Source organism: Chryseobacterium sp. AG363 (assembly GCF_003610675.1).
Taxonomy (GTDB): Bacteria; Bacteroidota; Bacteroidia; order Flavobacteriales; family Weeksellaceae; genus Chryseobacterium; species Chryseobacterium cucumeris.
The window spans coordinates 2794491-2810688 of sequence record NZ_RAQF01000002.1 but is presented as its reverse complement, the minus strand read 5'-3'; the positions used below and the strand labels follow the sequence as shown (position 1 = coordinate 2810688).

Below are 16198 nucleotides of genomic sequence, written 5' to 3'. Positions count from 1 at the left end.
TAACACTTGTTTTTTAAACTACTGATTGTCATTTCTTTATAAATATTCCAAGTATTAATAAGTTAATTAAATGGCGTGTATTTATTCATCGGTTTCCAGATGTCTCCATCCTTCTGCTTCATTCTTCCAGCTTAAAAATGAATATCCCAGATTCCTGCCTTCCTTTCAAGTTCAATTAAAGCTGCTGCATTATCGGCAAGAACCTGATAATAATCTTTTCGTACATTATTATAGGTTCTCTGGGCATTCAGAACTTCAAGAATAGAACTTTCGCCTCTTTTGTAGCTATAAATGATTCCTTCCAGAATACTTTTGGCCTCAGAAAGCATTCCGTTATGAAATTGTCTGAGCTGTTTCTGAGTGGCTGTGTATTGCTGAAAAGCCTGCGTTACCTCAGCTTTTATCTCCTGTTCGATCCGTTTATACTCAACTTCTGCCTGCGAATAGGCCATTTCTGCTATTTTCAATCCGGCATTTCTTCTGTTGGAAAACTTCAGGGGAATGCTAATACCCATTTTTACAGCATTTATAGTTGGGGAAGGAGCAATTTCATTAGTGGCTTCGGTGTGTTGTTCTGTTCCGGCACTGATGCCAAGATCTATGACCCGATTGGCTTTTTCAAGATTGATCTGGCTTTTGGCAACTTCTGTATTTTGCTTGGCTGCCAATAAATCTGCTCTTTCATTCAATGCCTGAAGAATGAGATCGTCAATGCTGAAATCTCTGTTGAAGGTATTAAAATCTCCGGTAACATCTCTGCCAGTTATTTTGCTGTCTCCAAGAAATACAGATAAACCGGTGAGAGCCTGCTGCTCTGCACTTTCGGCCTGATATACTTCATTGAGTAAAGAAGCTGCTTCCAGCTTACTCTGTTTGGAAGTGACCAAGGTTATCGTTCCCAATTGGTACCGAATACTGTCGGATTTTGCCAGTTGCCGCATGTTTTGATAAGAATCCTGCTGTACTTCGAGCAAAGCCTTGGATTTTAAAGCCTCAATATATCCTAAACTGGCATCTGCACGAAGATTTCTGAAAAAATCCTGCAGCTGTATTTTGCTTAGCTCTGACTGGTTTTTGGCCAGATTAACACGAGCTTTTCTTTTTCCTCCCAATTCAATTGTCCAACCAATGGCGGCTCCGTAGACATATCCCATATTCTGCTTCACTCCGTTATTGGTGGTTTCCATTTCCAGTTGAGGGTCAGGAAACATATTAGCGGTTTGAATGGCAGCTTCGGCCATGCTTACATTATATTTCTGAGAGGCATAACCCAGATTCTTATTTCCGACAAGGTTCAGGTATTCTTCAAATAGTAAAAGCTCTTTTTCCTGTGCCTTTATCCCTGTAATGCTCAATAATACTACAGATAATATGATAAACTGAACTCTAATTTTCATCTGATTCTAAGTTTTGTTTTTCGTTTCGGCGTTCAGCCATAAAATAAATAGCCGGCAGCACGAATAAGGTTAAAATAGTAGAGAACATCAATCCATATACGATTACTGTTGCCAGTGGACGTTGTACATCAGAACCGATTCCTGTGGCCAATGATGCCGGGAAAAGCCCGATTACAGCAACCGTCGCAGTCATCAGTACAGGTCTGAAACGGTCTTTTGCTCCTTTGATGGCAGCCTGTTTCAGTTCATATCCTTTCTTACGCAGATCGTTGATGTGGGAAATCATAATGACTCCATTCTGGATAGCAACTCCGAAGAGCGCGATAAAGCCTACTGCGGAAGATACATTCAGAGACATTCCGCGGATATTGAGTGCCAGCATTCCACCAAATAATGCCAGTGGAACAATAGACATCAGAACCAAAGCCTGTCTGAAATCTCCAAATGCACCATATAATAACAGAAACATGATGGCTAATGCCAGTGGAACAATAAATGCCAGTCTGGAATAGGCTCTGTTTTGATTTTCAAACTGTCCACCCCATTTGATCTGGTATTTTTCATGATCATATTGGATATCTTTTTCAATTTTATCCTGTGCATTTTTCAGGAAAGAAGAAAGATCGGTTCCTCTTAAATTCAGCTTTACCGTAAGATGTCGTTTATTCATTTCTCTGGTAATAGTACTTTCACCTGTACTTAATTTTACTTCTGCCACCTGTGATAAAGGAATTTTTGCTCCGGAAGCTGAGGTTAGCATCAGATTTCCGATTTTATCAGGAGTGTCACGGCTGTCTTCTGTATATCGGCATGAAATATCATATACTTTATTGCCGATAAAGATCTGGGAAATGGCTTTTCCACCTAGTGCAACCTCAATGAGATCGGCGACATCGGCTACATTCAAACCATATTGGGCAATTTTATCTCTGTTGGCAATAATCTGCAGTTGAGGCAATGGGGGTTCCTGATCTATAGCAAGATCTGCTGAACCCGGAATTTTATTTAAAGTAGACAATACATTTTCAGCAATTCTTCTGGTTTCTTTAAAATCTTCTCCATATACCTTTACTACTAATTCGCTGTGAGCTCCGGAAATTTTATCCATAACTCCGTCAATCATAGGCTGTGAAAAACCTACGGTAAATCCCGGCATATCTTTATAATCAGCTGCCAGTTCTTTGATGAGGTCTGCTTTGGTTTTTCCTTCGGGCCATTCGCTGTAAGGTTTTATCCCGACCGAGACTTCAAAATGGGAAGCTGTCCACGGGTCGGTACCATCATCATTACGTCCCGCCTGAACCATCATATACGTAATTTCAGGATGTTTTAAGGTGCGGGCACGTAAGGTATCACTCATTTCTTTTGATTGGGCTAAAGAAATTCCGGGAGGCAGCTGTACCTGCAGCCATATAGAACCTTCATCCAGTTCGGGAAGGAAATCTTTTCCGACCTGATAGGAGAGAATTCCGGCAGATACTAAGACAATCATAATGGGAATGAGAACTCTTTTAGGAGTCTGCATTATTTTTTCAATGCTTTTTCCATAGGCTGCGCTGAGTTTCTCGAGCCATTTATTGTGATAAATCTTTTGTGGTTTCCGATAAATTACATAAGCTAATCCCGGGATAAGAAGTAATGCTACAGCAAGGGCTCCCAACAGAGCATATCCAACAGTAAAAGCCATGGGGGTAAATAATTTTTTTTCTACTCTTTCAAAAGCAAATAAAGGCAGATAGGCGGTAATGATAATGATGGTTGAAAAGAAAATAGGTTTTGCCACCTCAATCACTCTTTGGGTAATGGTTTTTTCTTCCAGTGTCTCTTCAGAATTTTCTTCCCGTTTCTTCAGAATGGTTTCCAGCATGACGATGGCTCCGTCCACAATGATTCCAAAATCAATAGCTCCCAATGAAAGCAGATTGGCGGGAATATTGGTAAAATGCATTAATATAAAAGCAAATAATAAAGAAAGAGGAATGGTAATAGCCACTAAGAACGCTCCACGCCAGTTTCCAAGAAATACAATCAGCACAATAATTACCAAAACAATTCCTTCGGTAAGAGTATGAGACACTGTGGTAAGCGTTGTTTTGACAAGGTCTGTTCTGTCCAGAAAAGGATGGATCTTTACACCGGGAGGAAGTGTTTCATTATTCAATTCTTCAATAGCTTTGTGTACTCCTTCCAGCACTTGTGATGGGTTTTGACCTCTCAATAAAAGCACGATTCCTTCCACACTTTCAGAATAATTGCGGTTTCTGTCGGTGTAGCCAAGAATTCCTTTCCTTTCCAGATTCCCGTATTTTAATGTTCCTACATCATTCAGGAAAACTGGAACTCCGTTTTGGGTTTTGACTACAATTTTTCCAAGATCATCTAAATCTTTTACCAAACCTATTCCACGAATTACATAGGCAAGATTTCCGCGGGGCAGCATACTTCCTCCAGCGCTTACGTTATTTTTGGAGATGGTTTCAGTAACTTCAGAAAGTGACAGTCCATATTGTTCAAGTTTATGCGGATCCAGCTCAATCTGAAACTGCGTGGTAATTCCTCCGAAATTGGTCACATCGGCAATTCCTGAAACCTGTTTGATACGGGGGATAATTACAAATTTTTGTAAATCCGTAAGTTCCCGCAGACTGTGGTTATTACTTTCGATAATATAACGATAAACTTCGCCAATAGGAGAGGTGAGAGGATCTAATCCAGGCTGTGCACCATAGGGGAGCTCCACATCCGTCAGTCTTTCCTGAATACGCTGCCGTGCCCAGTAATCGTCTATACCATCATCAAAAACCATAGTAATGATGGATAGTCCGAAGGTACTTTTGCTTCGCATTACATGCATTCCCGGAAGCCCGTTGAGTGATCTTTCCAGAGGAATGGTAATCTGTTGTTCTACTTCTTCGGCAGCCAAGCCCGGAACCTGTGTTACCACCTGGGAAGTTACATCGGCGATATCGGGATAGGCTTCTATGGATAGCCTGGTCCAGGAATAATACCCGAAGAATCCCAGTAAAAGGAAAAGGGCAAGCATGAGCCATCTCTTCTGTATCGAGATTGTTAGTAATTTCTTCATAGTTTTTCTTTTACATTATTTCGCATCCAGCATATAAATTCCTCCTTCAGTCATGATGGTTTCTCCGGATTTTAATCCCGATATAATTCTTACTGTTTTCTGATCGGTTTCTCCTGTTGTGACAGCACGTTTTGTATATTGGCTCTTGCCTGTTTTTACCCATACATACTGAGAGTTATCCTGCTGCATTAAAGCGGTTACGGGAATCATTACTGTCTTTTCAGGAGTTGTTGAAAAGTTGACTGTAGCGTACATGCCCGGCTTTAGTTTTCTGTCCGGGTTGTTACATTCAATAAGGACTTTGATGCTTCGGGTATCTTCGTCTACAATTTCATTGATGTGGTATACTTTTCCGGTAATATTCCTGTCGGGATAGGCGCTTACCTTTACAGAAACCTGATCTCCTTTATTCACAAAACGGATGTCTTTTTCTTTTACATCACCGGAAATCCAGACTTTTGATAATTCTGCGATGATCATTACCGGATCTGCATCTCCTTTCAGATATTGGCCGTTGACAATTTTGTTGGAAATAATTTCTCCGTTAATGGGTGCTCTTACCAAAAGAGGACTTCCTATACCTCCGCCTTTGCTGTTATATACCTTCAACGCAGAAGAAGTATTGGAGAGGGATGTTTTTTTATTTTTAAAATCAGTTTCTGCTTCGTCCAGTTCCTTCTGAATACCCACTCCATGTTTTACAAGATCCTGTTGGCGTCTGTAATTTTTTTCTGCAAGCTGTACATCATTTAACGCATCTGTGTAATCCTTTTGAACCGAAAAATAATCTGAAGAAAGGATTTCAAAAAGAGGGCTTCCTGCCGAAATATTTTGTCCAAGCTGAATAAAAGATTTTGTAATTCTTCCGGAAAAAGGACTGGCAATTTCCGCATAATGATTAGGTATTGCCTGGATTGTTCCCGCTGAAATCACTCCATCACTGTGTTCCTGTTCAGTAACGACCTGTGTTTTAATTTTTTTGAAAACGGGATGGGTTTCCGGAACGGTGACCTGATTATTTTTGATGAGGAGATCCTGATCCTGCGGAGTTTCACTTTTGGAATTTTTACAAGAGGTAACAATTGTCAAAAGTACCATTGTTAAGACTGTTTTTCTCATATAAGTTATTTATAACCATTATTTTATTGATAGATCTGCTAGCAATGAATTTTGTTACTAAAGCCACTGCCCGAATTTTCTGATAAACCATTGTTTCACAAACTGGGTTAAAACACAATATCCTGTAAGAATCCCTATTAAATAAGGGAAGTAGCTCAGAGGTAAAGGCTGCATTTTGAGATACACTGCCATTGGAGTGAAAGGAATCATAATTCCGATCAGCATGATTAAACTTGTTAAAGCAACAACTGGTGTGGCGGCCCAGCTTTGGATAAATGGAATTTTCTTCGTTCTGATAATGTGAACAATCAAGGTTTGAGATAATAAACCTTCCACAAACCAGCCTGTCTGAAACAACCCTTGTTGTTCTGGTGTATTGGCTTTGAAAATAAAAAATAGTACGGCAAACGTGACATAATCAAAAATGGAGCTCAAAGGACCTATATACAGCATGAATTTTTTAATGCTTGCAGCTTCCCATTTTTTAGGTTTTTCCAGAAAATCTTTATCCATTGTATCCCATGGGATGGAGGATTGTGATACATCATACAGTAAATTCTGTGTCAGAATCTGTAGCGGAAGCATAGGAAGAAACGGAAGTAGTGCACTGGCTCCAATCATGCTGAACATATTTCCGAAGTTGCTGCTGGCCGTCATTTTGATATACTTGACGATATTCCCGAAAGTTCTTCTTCCATAAATTACTCCGCTTCTAAGCACCATCAGATCTTTTTCCAACAGAATGATATCTGCACTTTCTTTGGCAATGTCTGCTCCGGTATCCACAGAGATTCCCACGTCTGCTTCTTTTATAGCTGCTGCATCATTAATACCGTCACCCATAAAACCAACGGTGTGACCTTTTGATCTTAATATTTTTACAATACGTTGTTTTTGTAACGGGCTTACTTTAGCAAAAACAGAATAGAGATCCATATCCTTGCAAAGTTCATCATCAGTCATATGCTCCAGTTCATCACCCAGCATAATGGTATTGATAGGAATTCCTACATCATGGCATATTTTTTTAGCAACAATATCATTATCTCCGGTTACTACTTTCACTTCTACACCAAGCTTGTGTAAAGCTTTGATACTTGGTTCTGCTGATGGTTTTGCAGGATCAAGAAATCCCATAAATCCTGTAAGGGTAAGTTTATTTTCGTCGGCAACGGAATAATTCAATGGATGATCACCGTCAAATTCCCGGATGGCAATTAGCAATACACGAAGTCCTTCAGCATTGAGCTTTTCAGACATTCTGATAATCTGTTGTTTCATATGATCATCCAACGGAACACTATTGTCATTCTCAACATGCAGGCTGCGATCATCTCCAGGATCTAAGGCATATTGACATAAAGGAAGCATTTCTTCCACTGCCCCTTTGCAGATCATAAGATGCTTTCCTTTTGATGTATTCAGGATGACAGACATTCTTCTTCTTTCAAAGTCAAAAGGAATTTCATCCACTTTTTGATACAATTCATCTGCCCTCATCATATTGTGAACTTCAGCATGATCGAGAACAGCCTGATCCAACAGATTTTTGAGGCCGGTTTGATGAAAACTGTTAAGGTAGCCCCATTTTAATACTTCATCATCTTCAATACCACGAACGTTGAGGTGGGTTTCCAATACAATTTTATCCAGCGTAAGTGTTCCTGTTTTATCGGTACACAGAATATCCATAGCTCCGATATTCTGGATGGCATTGAGTCTTTTAACAATTACTTTCTTTTTACTCATATTGACTGCACCTTTGGCAAGATTGGCCGTGACAATCATAGGAAGCATTTCAGGAGTCAATCCCACAGCTAAGGCAATGGCGAACAATAAAGCCTGCATCCAGTCCCCTTTTACCAATCCGTTGATCAGAAAAATAACAGGAGTCATGATCAGCATAAATCTGATCAGCAGATAGCTCACTTTATTAACTCCTATATCAAATGCAGTCTCAGGTCTTTTAGAAGCCAGACTTCTGCTGATGCTTCCGAAATAGGTGAAAATACCGGTATTGGCTACAACAACCGTTGCTGATCCGCTTACCACATTGGTTCCCATAAAACAGATATTCTGAAGGCTGAGAGGATTACGGTATTGGGCATCTTTGATAGGAAGTGCATTTTTTTCAACCGGAAGAGCTTCTCCTGTAAGAATGGATTCGCTGATGAAAAGATCTTTGCTTTTAAGAATTCTGCAGTCGGCCGGAACCATATCACCTGCGGACAGAACAATAATATCTCCGGGAACAATTTCAGTGATTTCTATTTCTTCGCTCTCATTAAATTTTCTTTTGGTAAGACAGCTTGTTTTTACCATCTTTTTTAATGCTTCTGCTGCTTTGTTGCTTCGGAATTCCTGAATGAATCTTAAAACAGTACTGAAGAGCAGCATCACCGAAATAATAATACTTGTACTGAAATCTTTTTCTCCTGCAGGGACAAGAATAGCATCAATAAATAATGAGATTATGGCAATGCAGGCCAGAATATAATTAAATGGATTAAAGAAAGAATGAGCAAATTGTTTTACCCATGAGGGCGCTTTTTGGGTAGCAATTTCATTTTTACCATAAATTTTCAGACGGTCTTTTACGGTGTTTTCACTAAGTCCTTCTTCTGAGGTTTCCAGCAGGGCATACACCATTTTTTCATTCTCGGCTGCAGCTTCTTTCAATTTTACAAGAGCCGCGGAATTGAGATTTTTGTTTGAAGATTTTTTTAACATCGCTTCAAAGGTTGTTTTTAATGTTACAAATCGTTTTCGGTACCTATAATTTCCCAGCTTACTTTGATGACTTTGTCTTCAATCGTTAATCTGCTGGCTGTTTTTTCCATGAAACTGTCCTGCGGAGTAGAAGCATGAACTTCCGCTGTAATGATGGCGTTTTCAGGCAGCCCATTATCATCGCTGGTAAGAGATTTCAGCAATACTTTATCATTTCCGCTCAGAGACTGCATCAGTTGCACGCGGATGTGATTTTCTACTTCACTTTTGCATTTGATGCTGAGAAGGTATTCTGTATAATGGTTTCTGCTGTTGATATTGTTGCCCAGTTTTACGCCTAAAGGACGAAGGGTGACATGAGTGAGGATAATAAATCCACTGGTAATGGCTGCTTCCACGGGAAATCCCATAGCACTGAGAGCACCTACAGAGGCCGAACACCAGATGGTGGCTGCTGTATTGAGCCCCCTCACGGTAAGACCATCTTTCATGATAACGCCTCCACCTAAAAAACCAATCCCGCTTACAATATAAGAAGCTATTCTACCTGTAGCATCGCCTCCGATTCTGATGGAAAGAAGTACGAATGCTGCGGAGCCAAGGCATACCAGTGTATTGGTGCGGAGACCAGCACTTTTCTGGCGCCATTGTCTTTCAAAACCAATGCTGGCACCCAGAGCAAATGCGGTAAGGAGACGAAGAGTAAATTCTAATGTAGTCATAACTTTTCCTTTTGTTATAAAGCTTTTCAGCTGTACGGGAAAAGTGAGTACAACTAAAGCTTTTAAGATTGATAATTACTGTAAGGATCTGAGTCCATATGCTTTATTTTTTACTGTGCAAAAGTAGAACGGTCTCTTTTTTTTTACCGTTAGAAAAGCTTTAGAATGTTATTAGAAAATCATTAGAGAAAGTTACTTCCTGTTTTTCTTAATGATCCTGCAGGAAATATTTATTATATCTTGTTAATATATGTAAACTGTACCCATGGTAAGAGATAAAATTTCAATACATTTAGAAGCTGATTTTTGTAGGTCGAATTTTACAATTTGTCATATGAAATAAAAGCTTGTTTAATCCCGGAGACTTCCTTCCAATACCTTTTGAATTATATATTTTAGATATGAAAAAATCAAACTTAGCAATACCAGCTACGCTTTTAGCGATTATCTGTGTGCAGGGAGGAGCTTCCATTGCAAAGCAGCTTTTTCCCGCTATCGGAGCTATTGGTACGGTTACTTTAAGAATTGTACTTTCTGCGGTTTTGCTTACGTTGATTAACCGTCCTAAATTTTTACAATTTGACCGTCAGAAATGGAAATACTGTGCAATCTATGGAGTTGGACTGGCTGCAATGAATCTTATTTTCTATATGGCTATTCAAAGAATTCCGCTGGGATTGGCGGTGACTGTAGAGTTTGCAGGTCCTTTATTTCTTGCATTGGCATTGTCCCGAAAACTGCTGGATGTTATCTGGGCGTTACTGGCATGTGTAGGAATTCTGCTGATTGTTCCCTGGAAAAGTGATCATGTAGATTTATTAGGACTTGGACTTGCCTTTCTCGCAGGAGTCTTCTGGGCACTTTACATTATCATGGGTGGAAAAGTTTCCAAAATAATGGATGGAAAAGATGCGGTTACTACAGGGATGATCTTTGCAAGTCTTGTGATTATTCCATTCACGATATGGGATGGTGCTGTTTTTAATATTACTGCGACGATTTTTATGAAAGGGCTTGGTGTGGCTATTCTTTCGAGTGCTTTACCTTTTTCACTGGAAATGATGGCCTTGAAAAAACTTCCTGCAAAAACTTTCAGTATTCTGATGAGCCTGGAACCTGCATTTGCAGCGCTTTCCGGATTGGTTTTTCTTGCTGAAGAATTATCTTTTTTACAGTGGATTTCTATTGCCTGCGTGATTACAGCGAGTATTGGAACAACTATTTTTAGCAAAGTTTCTAACCATTAAGAAGATTTTTACAATATGATAAGAATGCATTGGAAAATACAATTAATCTTACTTCTTATATCCCTGTTTTTTGTTGGGTTAGGTATGGAAAGTATTGTAGATGAAAAAAAATCAGGATATCTTTTGCTCAGACAATTGTTTCACATGATCCCTTTTATGACCAGCAGTGTGATTTTTATCAGAAATATTTATTACCAACGTAAAAAAAAGAATAAAAAAGTTGATTCTGAAGTTTAATTTCTTCGGTTGTCTATACAATATCAAATATCACTGCAAAAATAGTTTCGTTACCTTCTGATAGCACCGTAATTTTTGCATTATGGAGCAGAATAATTTTCTGGGTGAGAAATAATCCTATTCCATGGCCCTTTTCCTGTCTGGATGTTTCGCTTCTGTAAAAAGGTTCAAAAATATGTTGTAAATCTTCTTTGTTAATGCTATTGCCGGTATTGGTAAAACGCATTGTAAGAATTTTTGAATTGGTATTTACATCAATCAGGCAAGTGTGTTCCGGTGAATATTTGCAGGCATTGTCAATAAGATTGTTGAAGGCAACCTGAAGAAGATATTCATTTCCCTGAATGATAAGCTGATGCTCTTCCACGGAATCTTCTATGTTTAAAGAAACTTTATATCCTGAATTTTCTTTGGTGATTTTGGTATAAGATTCCAGAAGAACTTCATCAAGACGTACCTCCGAAAAACTGATCTCATTGGGATCATAGCTTGCTTTGGCAAGATCCATTAAACTATTCGACAATTTTACCATATTTCGGGCATCATCCAGTGCATATTGGATGGTTTCCCGATATTCTTCTTTGGTTTTATCCTTTGCTGAAGCCAGTTCCAACTCAGTAATAATGGCGGATAAGGGAGTTCTCAGTTCATGTGAAATATTGGAGACAAAATGTTTTTGTGAATCAAAAGAATTTTCAAGCCGTTCCAGCATTCCGTTGAAATTTTGAGCAAGCTCATTAAGTTCGTCTTTTTCCTTAGTAGTTTTCAGACGCAATTGAAGTTTTCCGGCTGTAATTTTTTTAATCTGAATAACCATTTCACTGAGCGGACTTAATGCTTTTTTGGAAAGAAATATTCCTGCCAGATAAATTAATATGAGAATACTGAAGAATGAAATAATACTGATGGTAAGAAGATGTGTCAGATAATCATATCCGTATTGATCATAGGCTGCTGCAGTTACTGCATATGTTTTTCCTTCATAATGATAGGTCATCCCGATCACCTGCAAATCATTTAAAAAGAAATTGATTTTCTTCTTTTGAAATATCTGAGCTAGCATTTCCGGAGTTTCCTTTACATAATCTACTTTGGCATCATCATGATAGATCAATTGCTTATTGGAATTATAAATGGCAACCTGAACTTCATTCAATGTTCTGGTATTGTTTTTATAAAGCTTATGCATTTCCTGTTCCGGAAGGGAGCTTCGGAAAAATAAATCAGCCTTGGCAATCGCCTCGTTCTGAAGTTCGCTGAAAAAAGATTTTTCTCTGGCTTCTTTGGATGAATAATAGATCGAAATACTGTAAATACTTAAAAGCATTGCAGTGATTAAGGTAAAAAGCAGGGTAAGTCTGGTTCTTATTTTCATCCCGATATTTTTAGTTTATCTTATTGATTTACTATACGGTACCTGATTCGTAGTCTTTTTTCAGAATAAATCCCATGCCGGCTTTGGTGTGGATCAGTTTGGTTTCAAAATCTTTATCTATTTTCTTTCTGAGATAATTGATATAAACATCAATAAAGTTAGTCCCCGTATCAAAATGGGTTTCCCATACTTTCTCTGCAATTTCAGTTCTGGAAAGAACCCTTTCGGAATTTTCCATCATGAATTTTAAAAGATTAAATTCTTTTGGGGTTAATTTGATAGGCATTTGATCACGGTTCACAGTTTTCTGTTCCAGGTTCATTTCTATGCCTTCATATTTAAGAACAAAAACTTTTTGATGTAACTGTTGTGAAAAACGTTTCAGAAGTACTTTTATCCTTGCTACCAGTTCCCGCATTTCAAAAGGCTTGGTGAGATAATCATCTGCTCCGGCATCAAATCCTTCCAGCTTGTCATCAGTAGTTCCCAGGGCAGTAAGCATAATGACAGGAAGATTGGGTTTTAAAGTTTTGATCTCATGGCAAAATTCAAGACCATCTTTTTTGGGAAGAATAATATCGGTCACTACCAGATCAAAATTTGTCTGTAAAGCCAGTTTCAGGCCTGTGACTCCGTCATATGCTACAGTGACCTCAAATTCAGCTTCCTGAAATCCTTTTGCAATCAGTTTTGAAAGCCTGTCGTCGTCTTCAACTAATAAAATATGGGGCATAAGATTGTGGAATGTTTGGGTTGGTGTGAGGAATAGATCAATATTCCCACAAATGTAATGAATTCTATTTTGTAATTTTGGTACCGAAAAGTATAATAAAATGTCTGAATGTAAAACATTTTTTAATAGAAGAATCAAAGGCATTATGTTGACTGGGCTCTTGTCCTGTTTAATCGTTTTGGTGATCCAGTGTAATCACTCTTATGCAGGTAATGTACAGCTTAAAAATGGAGATCTTCTTTTTGTAACCGCAAAAGAATCGGGACTTTCCGGAGCGATCAATAATGTAACTCAAAAAGAAAAAGCGGCTTCATTTGATCATATAGGAATTCTGGAAAAAGAAGACAACCGGATGTTTGTTCTGCACGCTGCTCCCAAAGGCGGTTCTCAGAGACAGGATTTGAAAGATTTTATTAAAGATCAGAAAGAAGAAGGGCAGGAGGTTATTGTTTACCGTTTGAAACCGGAATATCAGAAAGCAATTCCTGAAGCAGTTAAAAAAGCAATTTCCATGTTGGGAAAACCTTACAACTTCAATTATATTCTGGATGAACAATCCTATTACTGTTCGGACTTTGTAGAAAGAGCTTTTCGGACAGAAAATATTTTCAAACTGGAACCGATGACGTTTATTGATCCCAAAACAGGAAAAACGAATACATTCTGGGAAGAATTTTACACTAAGAAAAATCTCAAAGTCCCTGAAGGAGAGCCCGGTTGTAATCCTAATGGGCTGGCTGGTTCCGACAAATTGGAAAGAGTAGGGAATTTTTAAAATATAGAAAGAAGCTGAACGGGCTTCTTTTTTTTATGTTAAATTTTAAAAAAATATTAGTCTACTAATTTGGTGGACTAATATTTTTTTATATTTTTGTCACAGATTTAAAAACAAAAGTGTCATATGATCTGACAATGTTTAACCCAAAAATGTTTAGCAATGATTACACCTAATCCCGGCCTGCAGGTTTTACAAAATAAAATTAACCTGCCTAAAAAAGAATTGTTACTGGAAATAGAGTTGAATGGCAAAATGAAATTTGAACATTTGATGAATACGATCTATAATCAATTCGGCATCTGTCATAGAGTGTTATCTGCTAATGTAGAGTACGTGAACGGATACAGTTTCGGTTCGGTACAGTTATATATTAATGTTAATTCAGAAGATTTTCAGCAGCTTGAAGTCTATCTGAATAAAAATAAACTTATCAATACGACGGTAGAATATACCTGCAGAACCTATTTTTAAGTGAGATTCATATAGTTTTAATTACCAAAGTGTCCGGTGTTTTTACCGGGCACTTTTTATTTTTGCACTAAAAACAGATAAAAAAGATCAATCGTTAACCTGGATAAAATTCCCCTCATCTGGAGGAGTGGTAAAAATTCAAAGAATTTTTGACGGGGTGGTAAAACAAAAAAAACGCTCAGAATATTCTGAACGCTTTCCTATTATTAAATAAAATAATTTTAAATTCTTTCGATGTCAGCACCAATAGCTCTCAGTCTTCCATCAATATTTTCATATCCTCTGTCAATCTGCTCGATATTGTGGATAATAGATTTTCCTTCAGCAGAAAGAGCAGCAATAAGAAGGGCGTTTCCGGCTCTGATATCCGGGGAAACCATCGTTGTTCCTCTTAACGGAGCTTCCTGGTTTAATCCGATCACTGTAGCTCTGTGCGGATCACATAAAATGATCTGAGCACCCATATCGATTAATTTATCCACAAAGAATAATCTGGACTCAAACATTTTCTGATGAACCAGAATACTTCCTTTTGCCTGAGTAGCTACCACTAGAATAATAGATAATAAATCCGGTGTAAATCCTGGCCAAGGCGCATCCGAAATCGTAAGGATAGAACCGTCAATAAATTTCTGGATTTTATAATGCTCCTGTGCAGGAATATAGATATCATCACCGCTTTGCTCAAGCTGAATTCCCAGTTTTCTGAAGGTATTCGGAATCACACCAAGCTGGTTCCAGTTTACATTTTTGATGGTGATTTCAGATTTTGTCATGGCTGCAAGACCAATCCATGAACCGATCTCTACCATATCCGGAAGCATCGTATGCTCAGTACCTCTCAGATATTCAACCCCTTCAATCGTAAGAAGGTTGGATCCGATTCCTGAGATATTGGCTCCCATTCTGTTCAGCATTTTGCATAATTGCTGAAGATAAGGCTCGCAGGCTGCGTTGTAGATTCTTGTTTTTCCTTTTGCAAGAGCTGCTGCCATTACAATATTAGCCGTTCCGGTAACAGAAGCTTCTTCCAGCAGGATGAATTTTCCTCTTAGTTCCTTAGCTTTTAAAGAATAGAAATATTCCTCCTCATCATAATTGAATTCAGCACCTAATTCAACAAGTCCCTGAAAGTGAGTGTCCAATCTTCTTCTTCCGATTTTGTCACCACCCGGAGTCGGCATATAAGCTTCTCCATAACGGGCAAGCATTGGTCCCATCAGCATAATGGATCCACGTAGTTTTGCTCCGTCCTTTTTGAACTCATTAGATTTAATATAATCAAAATTAACCTGATCAGCTTTGAAAGTATAATCTCCCTGTCCGTTTTTAGTAATTTTTACTCCAAAATCCCCAAGAATTTCAATCAGCCTGTTTACATCATGGATATCCGGAATATTTTTGATTCTTACTTCCTCATCTGTCAGAAGAACCGCACATAAAATTTGTAGAGCCTCATTTTTGGCTCCTTGTGGAGTTATTTCACCCTGCAGTCTTTTTCCTCCTCTTATTTGAAATGTTCCACTCATTATTTTCTGTTTTTATGATTGTTATTATGCCTTCTCTTGTTAGGCTGGTTATTATTGTTTTTATTATTGTTGTTATTCCTGTTGTTATTGTTGTTATTTCGGTTGTTGTTATTGCTGGTGTAATAGATCTTACTCTTTTCAAGAGAATCTATTCCGGTAAGATCCAACCTGTTTTCGGAAAGTTCTTTCAGGTGGCGGAAAATCACATCATCCGTCACATGTTCTTTATTATAGACATTATAAGACTTCTTCATATTGTTGGCAATCACCTCGATTAGGGCTTCTTTTTCATCACCCGTTTCCAGTTCAATTGCTTTTTCTATCAATTGAAGAATACTTTTTCCGTAGAACTTAAAGTCACCTTGAAGTTTTGGATATTCCATTCTTTTAGGTTTTTCTGCCAGCTCTTCCATTGTGGGGAAGGGATAAGGAGAATCTACATCCAGATCATGATTGGCAAGAATATAAAGATGGTCCCAAAGTTTATGTTTATAATTTTCCTCGTCGCGAAGTTGTGGGTTTCTCTGACCCATAAAATCGATGATTGCCATAGCCATTTCGTTCCTTTCCTCTTTGGTAGGAAGTTCTTTGCAGCGCTCAACCAACTGTTGTATAATTCTGCCATATTCCGGCATATGAAGCTGAGTTTTTTGGGTATTGTATTCCATAGTATGCAAATATATGGATTAAAAGAAAAATTGTCTCGGGATTCTGAAAAATTTATGATTTTTTAATGAAAAAATTGAATGCCTTTCTTATTGATTTATTGTGGGAA

General features: G+C 38.2%; 12 protein-coding genes. 3 read left to right on the top strand and 9 right to left on the bottom strand.

Features of this window, described 5'->3' with window-relative positions:
• Window positions 1-131 precede the first annotated feature (131 nt).
• From DEU39_RS12765 to DEU39_RS12745, 5 genes are read right to left on the bottom strand one after another with little or no spacing between them, the layout of a single operon-like run.
• Window positions 132-1397 carry a TolC family protein gene (locus tag DEU39_RS12765; RefSeq protein WP_120232156.1) on the bottom strand — a complete coding sequence of 422 codons (1266 nt, stop codon included), beginning with the start codon at window positions 1395-1397 and terminating at the stop codon, window positions 132-134.
• Window positions 1387-4482, bottom strand: coding sequence for an efflux RND transporter permease subunit (locus DEU39_RS12760; protein ID WP_120232155.1), 3096 nt, complete (start codon window positions 4480-4482; stop codon window positions 1387-1389). The genes DEU39_RS12765 and DEU39_RS12760 overlap by 11 nt, the downstream gene beginning before the upstream one ends.
• A gap of 15 nt (window positions 4483-4497) precedes the next feature.
• Entirely contained in the window at window positions 4498-5601 is a 1104-nt protein-coding gene (locus DEU39_RS12755; RefSeq protein WP_062676185.1) for an efflux RND transporter periplasmic adaptor subunit, read from the bottom strand.
• A gap of 57 nt (window positions 5602-5658) precedes the next feature.
• On the bottom strand, window positions 5659-8331 hold the full coding sequence (mgtA, locus tag DEU39_RS12750; RefSeq protein WP_120232154.1) for a magnesium-translocating P-type ATPase: 2673 nt from the start codon (window positions 8329-8331) through the stop codon (window positions 5659-5661).
• Between the two features lie 23 nt (window positions 8332-8354).
• Entirely contained in the window at window positions 8355-9053 is a 699-nt protein-coding gene (locus tag DEU39_RS12745; RefSeq protein WP_120232153.1) for an MgtC/SapB family protein, read from the bottom strand.
• A 401-nt stretch (window positions 9054-9454) separates the two neighbouring features.
• Between DEU39_RS12745 and DEU39_RS12740 the strand changes: the two genes are divergently transcribed.
• Complete coding sequence (locus DEU39_RS12740; protein ID WP_120232152.1) at window positions 9455-10300, top strand: EamA family transporter; 846 nt, start codon at window positions 9455-9457, stop codon at window positions 10298-10300.
• 250 nt (window positions 10301-10550) lie between these two features.
• On the opposite strand, the gene DEU39_RS12735 is transcribed toward DEU39_RS12740, so the two are convergent.
• Window positions 10551-11912 (bottom strand): ATP-binding protein, encoded by a 1362-nt coding sequence (locus DEU39_RS12735; protein ID WP_120232151.1) that lies wholly within the window; start codon window positions 11910-11912, stop codon window positions 10551-10553.
• Between the two features lie 31 nt (window positions 11913-11943).
• The gene (locus DEU39_RS12730; RefSeq protein ID WP_120232150.1) at window positions 11944-12645 is read right to left on the bottom strand and encodes a response regulator transcription factor; all 702 of its coding nucleotides are present in this window, start codon (window positions 12643-12645) and stop codon (window positions 11944-11946) included.
• Between the two features lie 100 nt (window positions 12646-12745).
• Here DEU39_RS12730 and DEU39_RS12725 point away from each other — a divergent pair, with 100 nt between their 5' ends.
• Window positions 12746-13420 carry a YiiX/YebB-like N1pC/P60 family cysteine hydrolase gene (locus tag DEU39_RS12725; RefSeq protein WP_120232149.1) on the top strand — a complete coding sequence of 225 codons (675 nt, stop codon included), beginning with the start codon at window positions 12746-12748 and terminating at the stop codon, window positions 13418-13420.
• Between the two features lie 162 nt (window positions 13421-13582).
• The gene (locus DEU39_RS12720; RefSeq protein ID WP_062676181.1) at window positions 13583-13894 is read left to right on the top strand and encodes an NIL domain-containing protein; all 312 of its coding nucleotides are present in this window, start codon (window positions 13583-13585) and stop codon (window positions 13892-13894) included.
• Between the two features lie 221 nt (window positions 13895-14115).
• Here DEU39_RS12720 and murA read toward each other — a convergent pair whose 3' ends face one another.
• A complete protein-coding gene (gene murA, locus DEU39_RS12715; RefSeq protein ID WP_110008022.1) occupies window positions 14116-15423 on the bottom strand; it encodes a UDP-N-acetylglucosamine 1-carboxyvinyltransferase in 1308 nt (435 codons plus the stop codon).
• A complete protein-coding gene (locus DEU39_RS12710; RefSeq protein WP_034695011.1) occupies window positions 15423-16091 on the bottom strand; it encodes a DUF4290 domain-containing protein in 669 nt (222 codons plus the stop codon). Before DEU39_RS12710 ends, murA begins: the two co-directional genes overlap by 1 nt.
• Window positions 16092-16198: the final 107 nt, after the last annotated feature.